The sequence below is a fragment of the Pseudomonas sp. NFR16 genome (assembly GCF_900108875.1).
In the GTDB taxonomy this organism is placed as follows: Bacteria; Pseudomonadota; Gammaproteobacteria; order Pseudomonadales; family Pseudomonadaceae; genus Aquipseudomonas.
In genome coordinates this window covers 182,347-196,265 of record NZ_FNYJ01000005.1, presented here as the reverse complement: position 1 = coordinate 196,265, position 13,919 = coordinate 182,347, and the positions used below count along the sequence as shown (strand labels likewise).

14 protein-coding genes are annotated in these 13,919 nt (G+C 59.9%); 10 read left to right on the top strand and 4 right to left on the bottom strand.

The window, feature by feature from the left end; genetic code table 11:
- Window positions 1-23: 23 nt before the first annotated feature.
- The 4 genes from BMZ10_RS28035 (at window position 24) to rsd (ending at window position 3,831) form a co-directional block, all read left to right on the top strand.
- A complete protein-coding gene (locus BMZ10_RS28035; RefSeq protein WP_256214537.1) occupies window positions 24-1,166 on the top strand; it encodes a uroporphyrinogen-III C-methyltransferase in 1,143 nt (380 codons plus the stop codon).
- A complete protein-coding gene (locus BMZ10_RS19525; RefSeq protein WP_093466022.1) occupies window positions 1,163-2,410 on the top strand; it encodes a heme biosynthesis protein HemY in 1,248 nt (415 codons plus the stop codon). Before BMZ10_RS28035 ends, BMZ10_RS19525 begins: the two co-directional genes overlap by 4 nt.
- Window positions 2,411-2,661: 251 nt before the next feature.
- Complete coding sequence (locus BMZ10_RS19520; RefSeq protein ID WP_093466019.1) at window positions 2,662-3,189, top strand: disulfide bond formation protein B; 528 nt, start codon at window positions 2,662-2,664, stop codon at window positions 3,187-3,189.
- Window positions 3,190-3,372: 183 nt separating this feature from the next.
- Window positions 3,373-3,831, top strand: a complete 459-nt coding sequence (gene rsd / locus BMZ10_RS19515; RefSeq protein ID WP_093466016.1) for a sigma D regulator — start codon at window positions 3,373-3,375, stop codon at window positions 3,829-3,831.
- Window positions 3,832-3,925: 94 nt separating this feature from the next.
- Here rsd and BMZ10_RS19510 read toward each other — a convergent pair whose 3' ends face one another.
- Window positions 3,926-4,603: an FKBP-type peptidyl-prolyl cis-trans isomerase gene (locus BMZ10_RS19510; RefSeq protein WP_093466013.1), complete on the bottom strand. Its 678-nt coding sequence runs from the start codon at window positions 4,601-4,603 to the stop codon at window positions 3,926-3,928.
- 180 nt (window positions 4,604-4,783) lie between these two features.
- Between BMZ10_RS19510 and BMZ10_RS19505 the strand changes: the two genes are divergently transcribed.
- Window positions 4,784-5,908: an AlgP family protein gene (locus tag BMZ10_RS19505; RefSeq protein ID WP_093466011.1), complete on the top strand. Its 1,125-nt coding sequence runs from the start codon at window positions 4,784-4,786 to the stop codon at window positions 5,906-5,908.
- Here BMZ10_RS19505 and BMZ10_RS19500 read toward each other — a convergent pair.
- Window positions 5,905-6,378, bottom strand: a complete 474-nt coding sequence (locus tag BMZ10_RS19500; RefSeq protein ID WP_371265992.1) for a TIGR02444 family protein — start codon at window positions 6,376-6,378, stop codon at window positions 5,905-5,907. The two genes, BMZ10_RS19505 and BMZ10_RS19500, sit on opposite strands and share 4 nt — an antisense overlap.
- A gap of 40 nt (window positions 6,379-6,418) precedes the next feature.
- Between BMZ10_RS19500 and BMZ10_RS19495 the strand changes: the two genes are divergently transcribed.
- The 4 genes from BMZ10_RS19495 (at window position 6,419) to BMZ10_RS19480 (ending at window position 10,486) form a co-directional block, all read left to right on the top strand.
- Window positions 6,419-8,329 (top strand): ATP-binding cassette domain-containing protein, encoded by a 1,911-nt coding sequence (locus BMZ10_RS19495; RefSeq protein WP_093466007.1) that lies wholly within the window; start codon window positions 6,419-6,421, stop codon window positions 8,327-8,329.
- Entirely contained in the window at window positions 8,329-8,931 is a 603-nt protein-coding gene (locus BMZ10_RS19490; protein WP_093466005.1) for a mechanosensitive ion channel family protein, read from the top strand. The genes BMZ10_RS19495 and BMZ10_RS19490 overlap by 1 nt, the downstream gene beginning before the upstream one ends.
- 108 nt (window positions 8,932-9,039) lie before the next feature.
- The gene (locus BMZ10_RS19485; protein WP_093466003.1) at window positions 9,040-9,666 is read left to right on the top strand and encodes a LysE family transporter; all 627 of its coding nucleotides are present in this window, start codon (window positions 9,040-9,042) and stop codon (window positions 9,664-9,666) included.
- Window positions 9,667-10,036: 370 nt separating this feature from the next.
- A complete protein-coding gene (locus tag BMZ10_RS19480; RefSeq protein ID WP_093466001.1) occupies window positions 10,037-10,486 on the top strand; it encodes a YaiI/YqxD family protein in 450 nt (149 codons plus the stop codon).
- A gap of 54 nt (window positions 10,487-10,540) precedes the next feature.
- Here the strand turns inward: BMZ10_RS19480 and elbB are convergent, their stop codons facing one another.
- Complete coding sequence (gene elbB / locus BMZ10_RS19475) at window positions 10,541-11,221, bottom strand: isoprenoid biosynthesis glyoxalase ElbB (protein ID WP_093465999.1); 681 nt, start codon at window positions 11,219-11,221, stop codon at window positions 10,541-10,543.
- Between the two features lie 188 nt (window positions 11,222-11,409).
- Here elbB and BMZ10_RS19470 point away from each other — a divergent pair, with 188 nt between their 5' ends.
- On the top strand, window positions 11,410-12,648 hold the full coding sequence (locus BMZ10_RS19470) for a sterol desaturase family protein (protein WP_093465997.1): 1,239 nt from the start codon (window positions 11,410-11,412) through the stop codon (window positions 12,646-12,648).
- Here the strand turns inward: BMZ10_RS19470 and BMZ10_RS19465 are convergent.
- The gene (locus tag BMZ10_RS19465; protein ID WP_256214536.1) at window positions 12,626-13,243 is read right to left on the bottom strand and encodes a DedA family protein; all 618 of its coding nucleotides are present in this window, start codon (window positions 13,241-13,243) and stop codon (window positions 12,626-12,628) included. The genes BMZ10_RS19470 and BMZ10_RS19465 overlap by 23 nt on opposite strands.
- Between the last annotated feature and the right edge of the window lie 676 nt (window positions 13,244-13,919).

The window sequence follows — 13,919 nt, the reverse complement described above, 5'->3', positions numbered from 1 at the left end:
GCCCAAATGCAAAGGATGGATACGTGAGCGAAACAGTCTTGCCAAAAGATGACGTTGAACCGGTGCAGGCCCACTCCGAGCCCGTGCCTGATCCAGCGCACAAAGAACCGTCCAGCCGCCGCAGCAGTAATGGTCTGGCAATCCTGGCCCTCTTGCTCGGCGCAGCAGGTGTCGCCGTTGGAGGCTGGAGCGTGTGGCAGTTGCGCGCGATTCAGGCCGGCACCCAGCAGCAGTCTGGCCAGTTGCAGGACATCGGGTCGCAAACCCAGATGCTCAAGCAAAGCGAACAGCAACTGTCAGCTCGGCTGGCGCAGCTGCCGCCGGCTGAAGAACTGGAAGACCGGCGTCGACTGGTCACGCAGTTGCAGGGCGATCAGCAGCGTCTGAGTCAGCGTCTGGAAACAGTGCTGGGCGCGAGCCGCAAGGACTGGCGTCTGGCAGAGGCCGAGCATTTGCTGCGTCTGGCGACGCTGCGCCTGTCTGCGTTGCAGGACATCAACAGCGCGCAGGCGCTGGTGCAGGGCGCCGATGAGATCCTGCGCGAACAAGACGATCCAGGCGCATTTGCCGCGCGCGAGCAGTTGGCCAAGAGCCTCGCGGCGCTGCGCAGCGTCGATCAACCGGACCGCACGGGATTGTTCCTGCAACTGGCTGCTTTGCGCGATCAGGTTGGTGAGTTGAACGCCCTGGCTCCGGAATACAAAGACAAGGGCGACTCTCTGTTCAGCCTTACTGACGGCAGCGAAGACAGCTACTGGGCGAAGTGGTGGGACAAGATCTCTCAGTACGTGCGCATCGATTTTCATGCCGATCGCAACATTCGTCCTCTGTTGGCGGGACAGAGCCTGACCCAGGTACGTCTTGCGCTGAGTCTTGCGCTGGAGCAGGCGCAGTGGGCAGCCTTGAATGGAGAGGCGCCGGTTTACAGTAAAGCGATTGCTGAAGCGCGAAGCGTGCTGGATACCAACTTCAACCGCGACAATCCGCAGAGCAAAGTCATTGGCCAGCGCCTCGACGAGTTGGCCGGCAAACCCGTGTCTGTCGTCACGCCCGATCTGAATCAAAGCCTCAGCGCGGTTCAGGCCTATCTGCAGCAGCGCCACTCGCCGGTGGGGGGCGCGCTGGACAACCAGGCTGACGGGGCGCAGCCGGGGAGTCGCCCATGAAGCGCGCCTATGTGATCGTCTTCGTACTGATCGTGGTCGCGGCGTTGATCGGTCTCGCTATTTCGCATCATGCCGGGTACGTGTTGATCGCTTACGATACGTTCCGCTATGAGTCCAGCCTCTGGGCTGCGCTCGCCTTGCTCGTCGCGATCGGCTTCATTATCTGGTTCGTTCGCGGCCTGATCCGGCTGCTGACGACCTCTGGTGGCGTAGTCAATCCGTGGTCCCGTCGTAATCGCAGCCGCCGTGTGCAGATCGCGATCGAACAGGGCCAGATGGATCTTGCCGAAGGTCGCTGGGCCAGTGCGCAAAGGCACCTGCATCGTGCCGCCGAGGCCGATAGCCAGCCGCTCTTGTATTACCTCGGCGCTGCCCGCGCGGCAAACGAACAGGGCCGTTATGAGGAGAGTGACAACCTGCTGGAACGCGCGCTGGAGCGTCAGCCGCAAGCCGAGCTGGCAATCGCGCTGAATCATGCACAACTGCAACTTGATCGCGGCGACAGTGAGGGTGCTCTGGCGACCTTGCAGGCCATGCAGGAACGTCACCCGCACAACCCGCAGGTGTTGCGTCAGTTGCAGCGGCTTTATCGTCAGCGCGGCGAGTGGTCCGAGCTGATCCGCCTGATGCCGGAGCTGCGCAAAGACAAAGTGCTGCCCGCCCAGGAGCTGGCCGAACTCGAGAAGCGTGCCTGGGGTGAAAATCTGTCCCTGGCGGCCTATCGCGGGGCGGACGGCGAAGCGGGAGCGACCGGATTGCCTGCGTTGGAGAACGCCTGGCAGCAACTGTCGTCCGCCCAGCGTCAGGAGCCTGCGTTGGTTCTGGCCTACGCCGAGCAACTGCGTCGCCATGGTGCCGACGTTCAGGCCGAAGAAGTGCTGCGCAACTCGCTTAAACGTGAATACAGCAGCCATCTGGCGCGTCTCTACGGGCTGGTCCGCGGCAGCGATCCCGGCAAGCAATTGCAGACCGCGGAAGGTTGGCTGAAGAACCATCCCGACGATCCAGGCCTGTTACTGACCCTTGGACGGCTGTGCCTGCAAAGCAGTCTGTGGGGCAAGGCGCGGGACTATCTCGAGAGCAGCCTGAGGTTGCAGCGCAATCCTGAAGCGTGTGCCGAACTGGCGCGCCTTCTTGGGCAGCTGGGTGAAACTGATCGCAGCAATCAGTTGTTTCAGGAAGGCCTCGGATTACTGGATGAGCGTTTACTGGCAAGACCGTTGCCGGCATTGACCAGCGTCTGATCGAGCGGGTCGCCTTCACAGAACTTAAGGCCCCATCAGGGGCCTTTTCTGTATTGCTTTGTTGGAGATGTGGGAAGTTTCCTAATGTTATGTAGGGCTTTAGAATGCGTTCCGCGATGCCGGTATAACGTCTTAGGGCGAGCGTCGGGATTTCCCTACACCAACTAAGAAATATCCTCCGCTGGTTGCCTTGAAAGCGACTCTCGCTTTCCTCTACCGTAGCCGCCTTCGTCTTTTGTTACGGATTTTCCATGCATCTGGCTCGCACGCGCTCCCTGTTCTTTCTGGCGTTTCTGGCCTGTGCATCGATTACAGGAGCGGTTGTCTATCTCGGCTTCACATTGACCTTCGCGCCTTGTCCGCTGTGCGCTCTGCAACGCGCGCTGCTGATGACCTTCGCGGGCGTTTGCCTGATCGCCGCCTGTCATGCGCCAGCTCGCACTGGTTGGCGAATCTATTCCGCCACGCTCCTGCTGCTTTCACTGATCGGTGCATCAGTTGCCGCCCGGCAAGTCTGGTTACAAGCATCGCCTCCGGAAAACATGTCGGCGTGTCTGGAGAACCTTCACTACCTGCTGGATACGCAACCGTACGCGAAGGTTCTTTCCCTGGTGCTGGCTGGCAATGCAGGGTGCTCTGAAATCACCTGGTCGTTGTTTGGCATCAGCCTGCCGGAGTGGAGTCTGCTGGCGTTTTCGGGCATGAGCCTGTTCGCGCTGTACTGCCTTTTGATCAAGTTTCGTCGATTCGGACCAATGGAATCGGGCAGCTCTGATTAAACACTTGTATGAACTTTCTCTCCTGCGTACCTTGAAGGCCTCGTCATGCGGGCATAATCTGGGCCGCACGCATCATCGGAATAATGCTGCCATCGACGGTTTTTCTGAGCCGGTTTTCATACGCATCGGCCGGATCGCCAGGCGATTCAAGGCAGCATGCCCCTGAAGGGAAGAGAGAACATCATGCTGGAAAGTTGTCAGAATGCTCAGGAACGCTGGGGCGGAGTTCACAAGCTGATCGATCGCTGGCTGCAAGAACGCAACGAGCTGATCAAAGCCTACGATGTGCTTGGTGCAGAGCCAGAAGCGTTGTCTGAAACACGCAAGCAGCTGCAGGAGTTCTGCGGCACATTGGTCGATTACGTATCGGCCGGTCATTTCGAAATCTACGAGCAGTTGACGGGCGAAGCCAAGGCTTTCAACGATCAGCGCGGTCTCGAACTCGCAGACACCCTCTATCCCCGAATCGACGTCATCACTGAGAAGCTGCTGGCGTTCAATGATCTGTGCGATGAAGGGAAATGCGTGGCAGAGAAATTCAAAGAATTAGGCGGCTTGCTGCATGAGCGCTTCGAGCTTGAAGACTGCCTGATCGAAGTGTTGCATACCGCACACAAAGACAAGCTGGCTGTTCAGGCCTGACCCCGTTCAGGTCGCAAAAAAGGGTGCCTCGGGGCACCCTTTTTTATTGCTTTGCGCACAGCGGCTCTCCACTGATGCGTGCCCGAATCCGACGTTATTGGGACACTGCGATCAGCTCGATCTCGAACACCAGCGGCGTGTAGGGATCAATCAGGTCGCCTGCGCCCTCAGCGCCGTAGGCCTGGGCCGACGGAATCACCAGACGCCACTTGGCGCCTACGGGCATGTCCACCAGCGCGGTGGTCCAGCCGGCGATTACGCTGTCCAGTCGAAACCATTGAGGCTGCTGGCTCTGGTCGAAGATGGTGCCGTCAGGCAGTTTGCCGACGTACTTGACCTGAACGCGACCATTGATGTCAGGCTTGGGACCGTTACCGGGCGCCAGCTCGGTCATCAGGATTCCGTCGGCCAGCTGACGAACGCCTGGCTTGGCTTTTTCGGCCTCCATGAATCGACGTTCTTCCTTCAGCGCAGCCTCGGTCTGTGGCTCGGATTGCCCGGAATTTTCAGCCTGAGCGAGCGCGGCATCGTGGTCACTGAGGATCTGTTCCATGCGTTCCGGCTTGATCGCCAAAGGCTTGTTCTGATACGCCTGCTGAAGACCTTCGATCAGCGCAGGCAATTGCAGATCCGGCGCTTCCTGACGCAGACGTTCGCCAAGACTGGCGCCCAGGCTGTATGCCAGGTCGTGTGCGTTATCGGACGGCGGGGCATCGGTCGCGTGAGCAAGGGGTACCAAGAGGAACAACGACATAAACAGGTAGCGCGACATGAATGCTCTCCGGCCTGGGAAGTGAGCGATTATGCCAGCGCCGCGCGCCGAATGTGATGGGGAATGCAGCGATTTTGCCCGACTTGCAACAGACCGCGAACGGTAGTGTCAAGATGCCCTAGCGGCGGTGCGGGCAGAGGTCTAGTATGAGCCGCATTCAAATCAGCCAGGAGGTAAGTCATGTCGGCCACCAAGAAGCCAGTAAACACTCCGTTGCATTTGCTCCAACAACTCTCGGGCAGTCTGCTTGAGCACCTTGAAAATGCCTGTTCTCAAGCGCTCGCAGACGCCGAAAAATTGCTCGCCAAGCTGGAAAAGCAACGCGGCAAAGCCCAGGAAAAACTGCATAAATCCCGCATCAAATTGCAAGACTCTGCCAATGCCGGTAAAGCCAAAGCACAGACCAAAGCCAAGAGCAGCGTTGCTGAGCTTGAGACCCTGCTCGATGCATTGAAAGATCGTCAGACCGAAACTCGCGCCTACATCCTCAACCTCAAGCGTGACGCGCAGGAAAGCCTGAAGCTCGCGCAGGGCGTGGGTCGCGTGAAAGAAGCTGTTGGCAAAGCGCTGAGTGATCGCGCGGCCAGAGCTGCCACCGAGAAGACTGCCGCCAAGGCTGCTGTCAAAGCATCCAGCAAGCCGGCTGGCAAAACGACGGTCGCCAAGCCCGCTGTCAAAACTGCAGCTGCCAAGCCTGCCGCCAAAGCCCCGGTGAAAGCCTCCGCCAAGGCTGTTGCTAAATCTGCGGTCGAAGCGCCGGTTAAAACCGCTGCTGCCAAACCTGCCGCAAGCAAGACGCCGGTTGCCGCAAAACCAGCCGTCAAAGCTGCAAGCAAGCCAGCCGCGAAACCCGCTGCGAAGGCGCCGGTCGCGAAGGCTCCCGTCAAGACCGCGGCCGCCAAGCCTGCCGTTAAGCCTGCTGCGAAAACCGCTGCAGCCAAGCCGGCGGCCAAAGCACCTGCTGCAAAACCTGCGGCTACCAAAGCGCCTGCCAAACCTGCCACGGCCAAGCCTGCTGCCAAGGCGACTCCGGCTGCCAAGCCAGCGGTAACCAAACCTGCTGCTGCCAAACCTGCCGCCACCAAAGCCGCCAGCAAGCCTGCGGCAGCCAAGCCCGCGGCAAAGCCTGCCGCCGCCAAGCCTGCCGCGAAACCTGCGGCCAAGCCTGCAACGCCGGCTGCCGCGACTGCCGCCAAGCCAACGGGTCCAGCATCAGTAGCACCCGCATCGACTACCGCCACAGCGGCGCCTGCCGCTCCTGCAGCGACGCCGTCGACTGGCACGACCTCGAACAGCGCTTCCTAAGCAATCTCGGTCCCGGCGCGCAACAAAACCTGAAGCGCGTCGGGACTTTCGTTCGCCGCTCGCCCTGCGAGCGCCGCCAGCCAGGCGCCTGTCTGGCTCGGGCCGTCTTCCGGCCAGTCTTTGGTCAAACGCTCAAGCCTCACCAGCAGCTCGCGCTCGGCATCCAGCTCAAGTGTTTTCACCCTGTCGCGCAGTGCCTTGAGCTCCTCATCGTTCGTTGAATCGGCTTTCCAGCGTGTGCGAACCGCTCGCAATGGCCCCACCACCTGATCGTGCCACGGGGTCGCCAATTGTCCGATTTCCTCGGCACGTCGCTGATCGAATGGAACGCCGCGTTGGTCCATCCAGACGCCGCACAGCAGCGCACAAACGTTGGCGCCGCTGGCCTGCAGCGTCAGGCAGGCTTGCTCGACACCCGCTCGGGCATAGAAATCCAGGGTGAAACTCCATAGGTCGCAAGGCATAGTCATCTACCTGTTCCGGACGAAGCTGGTAGACTCCGCCGCCATTATGATCAGACTTCAAAGCCTTACCTTACAGCGTGGTCCGCAACGTCTGCTAGAAGACGCCGAGCTGACGCTGCACGCCGGCCAGAAAGCCGGCCTGATCGGCGCGAATGGCGCCGGTAAATCCAGCCTGTTCGCACTGTTGCGGGGTGAGCTGTCTCCCGACAACGGTGACTGCTCGCTGCCTGCAGACTGGCGTATCGCGCACATGCGTCAAGAGGTCGACACCCTTGACCGTCTGGCTGTGGACTATGTGCTCGACGGCGATCTGCGTTTGCGTCAGGTGCAGCGTGATCTTGCGGCCGCTGAGGCCGCACACGACGGCGCGGCTCAGGCGCGATTGCATTCGGAGCTCGACAGCGCCGACGGCTACACCGCGGACGCACGGGCCCGCAAGTTGCTGGCCGGTCTGGGCTTTACCAATGAACAGATGGAGCGGCAGGTAGGAGACTTCTCCGGCGGCTGGCGGATGCGTCTGAACCTGGCGCAGGCCTTGATGTGCCCATCGGACCTGTTGCTGCTCGATGAGCCAACCAACCACCTGGATCTCGACGCCATCCTTTGGCTTGAGGACTGGCTCAAGAGCTATCCCGGAACACTGCTGCTGATCTCCCACGACCGCGATTTTCTCGACGCTGTGGTCGATCACGTCGCTCATGTCGAGCAAAAGAAAATCACGCTTTATCGCGGCGGTTACAGTGCCTTCGAGCGTGCCCGTGCCGAGCGTCTGGCGCAGCAGCAACAGGCGTATGAGAAGCAGCAGGCGCAGCGCGCGCACATGGAAAAATTCATTGCGCGCTTCAAGGCACAAGCCACCAAGGCTCGTCAGGCGCAGAGCCGTATCAAGGCGCTGGAACGCATGGAGGAGCTGTCGGCGGCGCATGTCGATTCGCCATTCGATTTCACCTTCCGCGAGTCCGACAAGATTTCCAGCCCGTTGCTGGATCTGTCTGATGCGCGCCTGGGCTACGGCGAAAAGGCCATCCTGCAGAAGGTCAAGCTACAGCTCACGCCGGGCGCTCGCATTGGTTTGCTGGGCCCGAACGGCGCGGGTAAATCCACGTTGATCAAGAACCTTGCTGGCGAGCTTGAGCCGTTGAGCGGTCGCCTGGTTCGTGGTGAGAACACAGTTGTCGGTTATTTCGCCCAGCATCAACTCGATTCACTTGATGCCAAGGCCAGCCCGCTGCTGCACCTGCAGCGTATTGCGCCGACCGAGCGGGAGCAGACGCTGCGTGATTTCCTGGGTGGCTTCGATTTTCGTGGCGCTCGGCTGGATGAGCCGGTCCTGAATTTCTCGGGTGGCGAAAAGGCCCGGCTCGCGTTGGCGCTCATCGCCTGGGACAAGCCGAACCTGTTGCTGCTCGACGAGCCCACCAACCACCTCGATCTGGAGATGCGCCTGGCGCTGACCATGGCGCTGCAAGAGTTCAGCGGCGCGGTGCTGGTGGTCTCTCACGATCGCCACCTGCTCAAGAGCACGACCGATAATTTCCTGCTGGTCGCCGATGGCGTCGTACAGGAATTCGACGGTGACCTGGACGATTACGCCCGCTGGCTGGTGGATTATCGCTTGCGCAACGCGCCGGTGAGCACATCGCCGGTCAATGCCGACAAGACCGACAAGAAAGCCCAGCGTCAGCAGGCGGCTGCGTTGCGCCAGCAACTGGCGCCGCACAAGCGCGAAGCCGAGAAGCTGGAGAAAGAGCTGGGGACGCTTCACGAAAAGCTGGCGAAGATCGAGTCCGCTTTGGGCGACAGCGCCATTTATGAAGCGGCCAATAAGGACAAGCTACGCGATCTGCTTGCGGATCAGGCGAAGCTCAAGGTCCGTGAATCCGAGCTTGAAGAAGCCTGGATGGAAGCCCTGGAGTTGCTCGAATCGATGCAGGCCGAGCTGGAAGCGTTGTCCTGATGGAATCGCTGGCACTGCCTGTTCCCGCTTATTGGATCGAGCCGATTCTGGTCGGCCTGCAGATTCTGTTGATTCTGCTCGTTGGCTACACTCTGCAGCGCATCGTCGCGCGTTTTCTGACGGGGTTGGCCGAGCGCTATCCGCTGTTACCGCCAGAGTTGCTGGTGATGCTGCGCGGCGGCCTTCGCTGGTTGATCATGGGCACTGCGTTCGTTGCGGTGCTGGGCCGGCTGGGGGTTTCGGCCTCGGTGTTGTGGGCGGCGCTGTCCGGCTTCGTTGCGGTCGCCGCCGTCGCGTTTTTCGCGATGTGGAGTGTGTTGTCCAACCTGCTCTGTGCGGTGTTCATCTTTACGATGGGGCCGTTCAGGATCGGGGATATGGTCGAGCTGGTAGACACTACGGACAAGCCTGGCATCAAAGGGCGCGTTACCGCGATCAATCTGATGTTCACCACCTTGGTCGAGCCCGCTGAATTGGGCGGCACATTGGTGCAGGTGCCCAACAGTCAGTTTTTCCAGAAGTCGATCCGCCGCTGGCGCGGCAATGACGGCACTCCGATCATCTCCGGTGAAAAGCGCGCTGGCGAACCCGCACAGCACTGACGACGACCTGCACAGCTATCTGCGAAGTCACAGCAACAGTTAGAAATAATTGGTTTTTGAAGCGCATAAACCTTAGGTTAAGCGAAGATTTTCGTCGCCGAGGTGCATATGTCGCTTGAAACATGGCTGGCTTTCTTTGCAGCTTGCTGGGTCATCAGCCTGTCGCCGGGCGCCGGTGCCATTGCATCGATGTCCAGTGGTCTGCAATACGGATTCTGGCGCGGCTACTGGAACGCACTGGGTCTCCAACTGGCGCTCATCGTTCAAATCGCAGTCATCGCCGCTGGCCTGGGCGCGGTGTTGGCGACGTCCGCGCTGGCGTTCACGCTGATCAAATGGTTCGGTGTAGCCTATCTGGTCTATCTGGGCGTCAAGCAATGGCGCGCGCTGCCCGGCGACCTGTCAGATGATTCGGCGATTCGCCCGATCGGCAAGCCGCTCGCGTTGGTGGCGCGAGGTTTTCTGGTCAACATCAGCAACCCCAAAGCGCTGGTGTTCATGCTCGCGATCCTGCCTCAGTTCATCGACACGCACCTGTCCCTGATGCCTCAGTACCTGACCATCATGGCGACAATGGTCAGCGTTGATCTGGTCGTGATGGCCGGCTACACGGGGCTTGCCTCGAAGGTCCTGCGCCTGCTGAAAACGCCCAAGCAGCAACGGCGCATGAACCGCACGTTTGCCGGGTTGTTCGTCAGCGCAGCGGCGTTCCTCGCGACATTGCACCGTGCGTAACTGATCGCCCGTTGGTCTGACTGAAGCAGTGGGTGAGCCAATCTGAGCGCTCCCTGTGTTTTCATCGCGCGCAACAGCTGGAGAACGGCGATCCATTCACGCATCATCATCGCTCCGTGGTCTTGCGGATTCTTGATCGTTCATCCATTCGGGCAACCCGGATTCGACATCGATCAAATGCACCTGCATGAGGTGCAGCAAGGCTTGAGCGCCAACACTGCCGCAGGAACAATGGCCGCTTCTTGCTCCCGTATGTCGAGCCAGGCAGCTTTCGAGCCCGTCAGCGCTTGGCGGCGACAACGTGATACCAAGTGATCCCTCAGCAAGACGGCTGCGGGATGGTCTCAAACCTGATTGCGGAGTATGAGTCATGCGCGTCTGGATCGATGCCGACGCCTGTCCGAAGGCGGCCAAGGACCAAGTCATCAAATTTGCCCTCAAGCGGCAGTTCGAAGTCGTACTGGTTGCGGGTCAAAGTCAGATCAAGCCAAGCTTCACCCTGGTCAGGCTGATCGTCGTGCCTAGTGGGCCTGATGCTGCCGATGATTATCTGGTGGAACATGCCGTGCCGGGCGAGCTGGTGATCTGCAGCGACGTGCCGCTGGCTGACCGGCTGGTAAAAAAGGGCGTGTCGGCTCTGGACCCCCGAGGCAAGGAATTCGACGCACAGAACATGGGCGAGCGGCTTGCCGTGCGCAACCTGTTCACCGATCTGCGCGAGCAAGGGCAAGCGAGCGGCGGGCAGGGCGCTTACGGCGACCGGGAAAAACAGGCGTTCGCCAACTCACTGGACAGGATTCTGACCCGACTCGCACGTTGAGCGGCTTGCGCTGAGTGTCGAACTGCAGCGGTCAGCGATCAGGCGATGCGCGAATCAGGCGGTGACCTGTTCTTCGTTTTCCTGAACCAATTCCAGTATGCGGTCCACCAGCTTGTTGATCCCGGACGCCGCTTCGCCGATCGACTTGGCGACCATGTAAGCGGGGGTACTCACCAGCTTGCGGTCTTTGTCTTCGACGATGTCGCTGACGTCGCATTCCTGATGGGTGCCTCCCATTCGGGTGATCGCCGCGGCGGTGTCCGCGTCGTTGCCGATGGTGCAGGTGACGCCCGGGCCATAGATTTTCGCGGCTAGAGCCGGTGATACGCAGATCAGACCCACCGGTTTGCCCGCTTCAGCAAACGCCTCGGCCATGGCCAGCACCTGCGCCTGTACCTTGCAGCCAGCGCCTTGTGCGGCGAAATCCGAGAGGTTTTTCGCAGCGCCGAAGCCGCCTGGGATGATCAGCGCGTCGAATTCGGTGATGTCGGCTTCGCGAATGTCTTCTATGGCGCCGCGGGCGATGCGCGCCGACTCAACCAGCACATTGCGCGTTTCCGGCATTTCCTCACCCGTCAGATGATTGATGACGTGATGCTGCGCGATGTTGGGTGCAAAACACTTCACCTGAGCGCCGCGTTGGTCCAGGCGCAGCAGGGTGAGCACGCTTTCATGAATTTCCGCGCCGTCGTAGACGCCGCAGCCGGAAAGAATAACGGCAACTTTTTTGCTCATGCGTGTGCTCCCTCTCTTGGGCGACCCGGCTGCACATCCGGGCGCCGGTTCTGTCGTTTTCCATGGCGCTGCGCAGCCAGCCGCGTCGCCAACGATGTCGTCAAATGTCTACTAATTTGTCATTCGGTGCCATAGGGTTTTGCCCGGAGCACGCCTAGTCTTCGATGTTTCGTCGCCAGGTGACGTTAATGAATTTCATTCTGTACGCAGTGCCTTTTTTCTTCGTGCTGATCGCAGTTGAGCTGCTTGCGGACCGTTGGCGAAAGGTCAGCAATTACCGTGTCGCAGACGCAATCAACAGCCTCAGTACCGGTGTTCTGTCGACCACGACCGGGCTGCTGACCAAAGGCGTCGGACTCGTCACCTACGCCTTTGCCCTCGAGCATCTGGCGTTGTGGCAGTTGCCGGCGCAAAGCCTGTGGGTCTGGGTCTTTGCGTTCGTGGCGTATGACCTCTGTTACTACTGGCTGCATCGAATGGGGCATGAGCGGAATATTCTCTGGGCGGCTCACTCGGTGCATCACCAGAGCGAGGACTACAACCTCTCCACTGCCTTGCGGCAGACCAGCACGGGTTTCCTGCTGAGTTGGATCTTCTACCTGCCGCTGGCCGTGATCGGCGTGCCGCTGGCGGTGTTCGTCGCGGTGGCATCGCTCAACCTGCTGTATCAATTCTGGGTGCATACCCGGCACATTCCCAAGCTTGGCTGGTTCGAGCAGGTTTTCGTCACGCCGTCCAATCATCGAGCCCACCATGCGCAGAATCCTATCTACATGGATCGCAACTATGGCGGGGTGTTCATTGTTTGGGACCGGCTGTTCGGCACATTCCAGGAGGAGCTGGACAGTGATCCTCCGGTTTTCGGCGTGACCACGCCGTTGCGCAGCTGGAATCCGGTCTGGGCGAACCTGCAGTTCTATGCCCGGCTGGCCTCGGACGCGCGCCACACTGCATCGTGGAAAGACAAGCTGAGGATCTGGTTCATGCGCACCGGTTGGCGGCCAGCGGATGTGGCGCAAATGCATCCAATTGAAATGTTTGACCTCGGTCATTTCTGCAAATACGAAGTGCCGATAAGCCTCGCCCGCCAGCTGTATGTGGGCGTGCAGTTTTCGCTGTACACGTTACTCGGCAGCTATCTGCTGTCCAACGGCGAAAAGCTGCCATCACCTGCGTTGATGCTCGGATGGGGCTGGGTGGCATTCGGTTTGTTTGTTTTCGGCGCCGCGCTGGAGGACCGGCCGTCTGCGGTGAAGCTGGAAGGATTGAGGCTGGTGGCGCATCTGCCACTGATGGCTGTGGCGCCCCTGGTGGGCCTTTGGCAAGTCAGCGCGCTCGGCTGGGCGATGACGCTGACTTACATGGCACTGAGCGCAGCCGCACTGTATGGCGCCCGAGTGCGCTTCACTCGTCTGGAGGGTTCTTGACGTCGGCATTCGCCGCAACGGCGAGCCTGGCTTCTTTGGCGATTCGCGCGTTCTTGATGCGGCGCCGGATCCAGAGCAGCACGCCAATGACCAACAACAGGCTCAGCACCCACAACTCGTATTTCTTGACGTTGCCCAACAGGCCCTCAAGCACGGCACCGAATTTGTAAGCGGCCGCGCCCAGTGCCGCTGCCCAGACCGCCGCGCCGATACCGTTGAGGAGCAGGTAACGGCCTGGCGGATAGCCCGAAAGGCCAATGGCGACTGGCATGACGGTGCGCAGGCCGTACACGAAACGGAAACTCAACACCCAGATGTCGGGGTGACGGCGGATGTGTTCCAGCGCGCGATCGCCCATCATTTGCCAGCGTGGCTTGCGTGCCAGTAGCTTGCGGCCATGCTTGCGTCCCATGAAGTACCAAAGCTGGTCGCCTGCGTAACTGCCAAAAAAGGCGACGACGACGACCAGATTGATGTCCATGTATCCACGGAACGCAAGAAATCCGGCGAGAACCAGAATGGTCTCACCTTCGAAAAAGGTCCCGAGGAAAAGGGCGAAGTAGCCAAATTCTTGTAAAAAATGCTGGAGCATCATGTAGGTGCTGGCGAAATGAACGCGCAGCCTAACTCGCCGAAGACATTCAGGAAAGTGTGGAAATGTGTCTCCTCGTTAAAGTTTCCTACAGGTTTGAGGGAATGATCGTCTGGAAAGCAGGTTTGAGTCCTGCAAGATAAGTCGGAATCATAGCTGTCACACAAGCGTCATACTCCCAGCTTATAAATGTCACGCTTGCCCGTATGCATGGGCCCGGGAGCATTCCGTGCGCGTTGCCCTCATCCTCCGATCACCGCCTTTCGAGTCGTCAGGCCACGCCGATCTGTTCTGCCGAACGGTTCCAAGGAACCGGCTTTCGGCGCTTACGCCTTGCTTCCTCCGATCATCGGCTCACCTCATGGAGTCGGCCGAGCAACCGCTCGTCGCGCTGCCGATGGCCCGTTTGGGGTTGCAGGCCGCGCAGAAATGCGTAGCGTGGGGAGTCATCGTGCGTACTTCGTCCCTTGGGCAGGCCCACCCCGTTTTTACGTTCGTGCCGCTTACTGCCCGATCCTGGCGTCACCCTACTGATGGCGTGACCGGACCGGGACGCTGGACGTCACCATCGTTGTGGCGCACACGGCACGTCGATCGGATTCGCCGTTTGCGCGGCCCAACTGTTACAAGGCCAATTGCCTTACAGGATTATTCATGAGCACCGAAGGATCTACCGAAG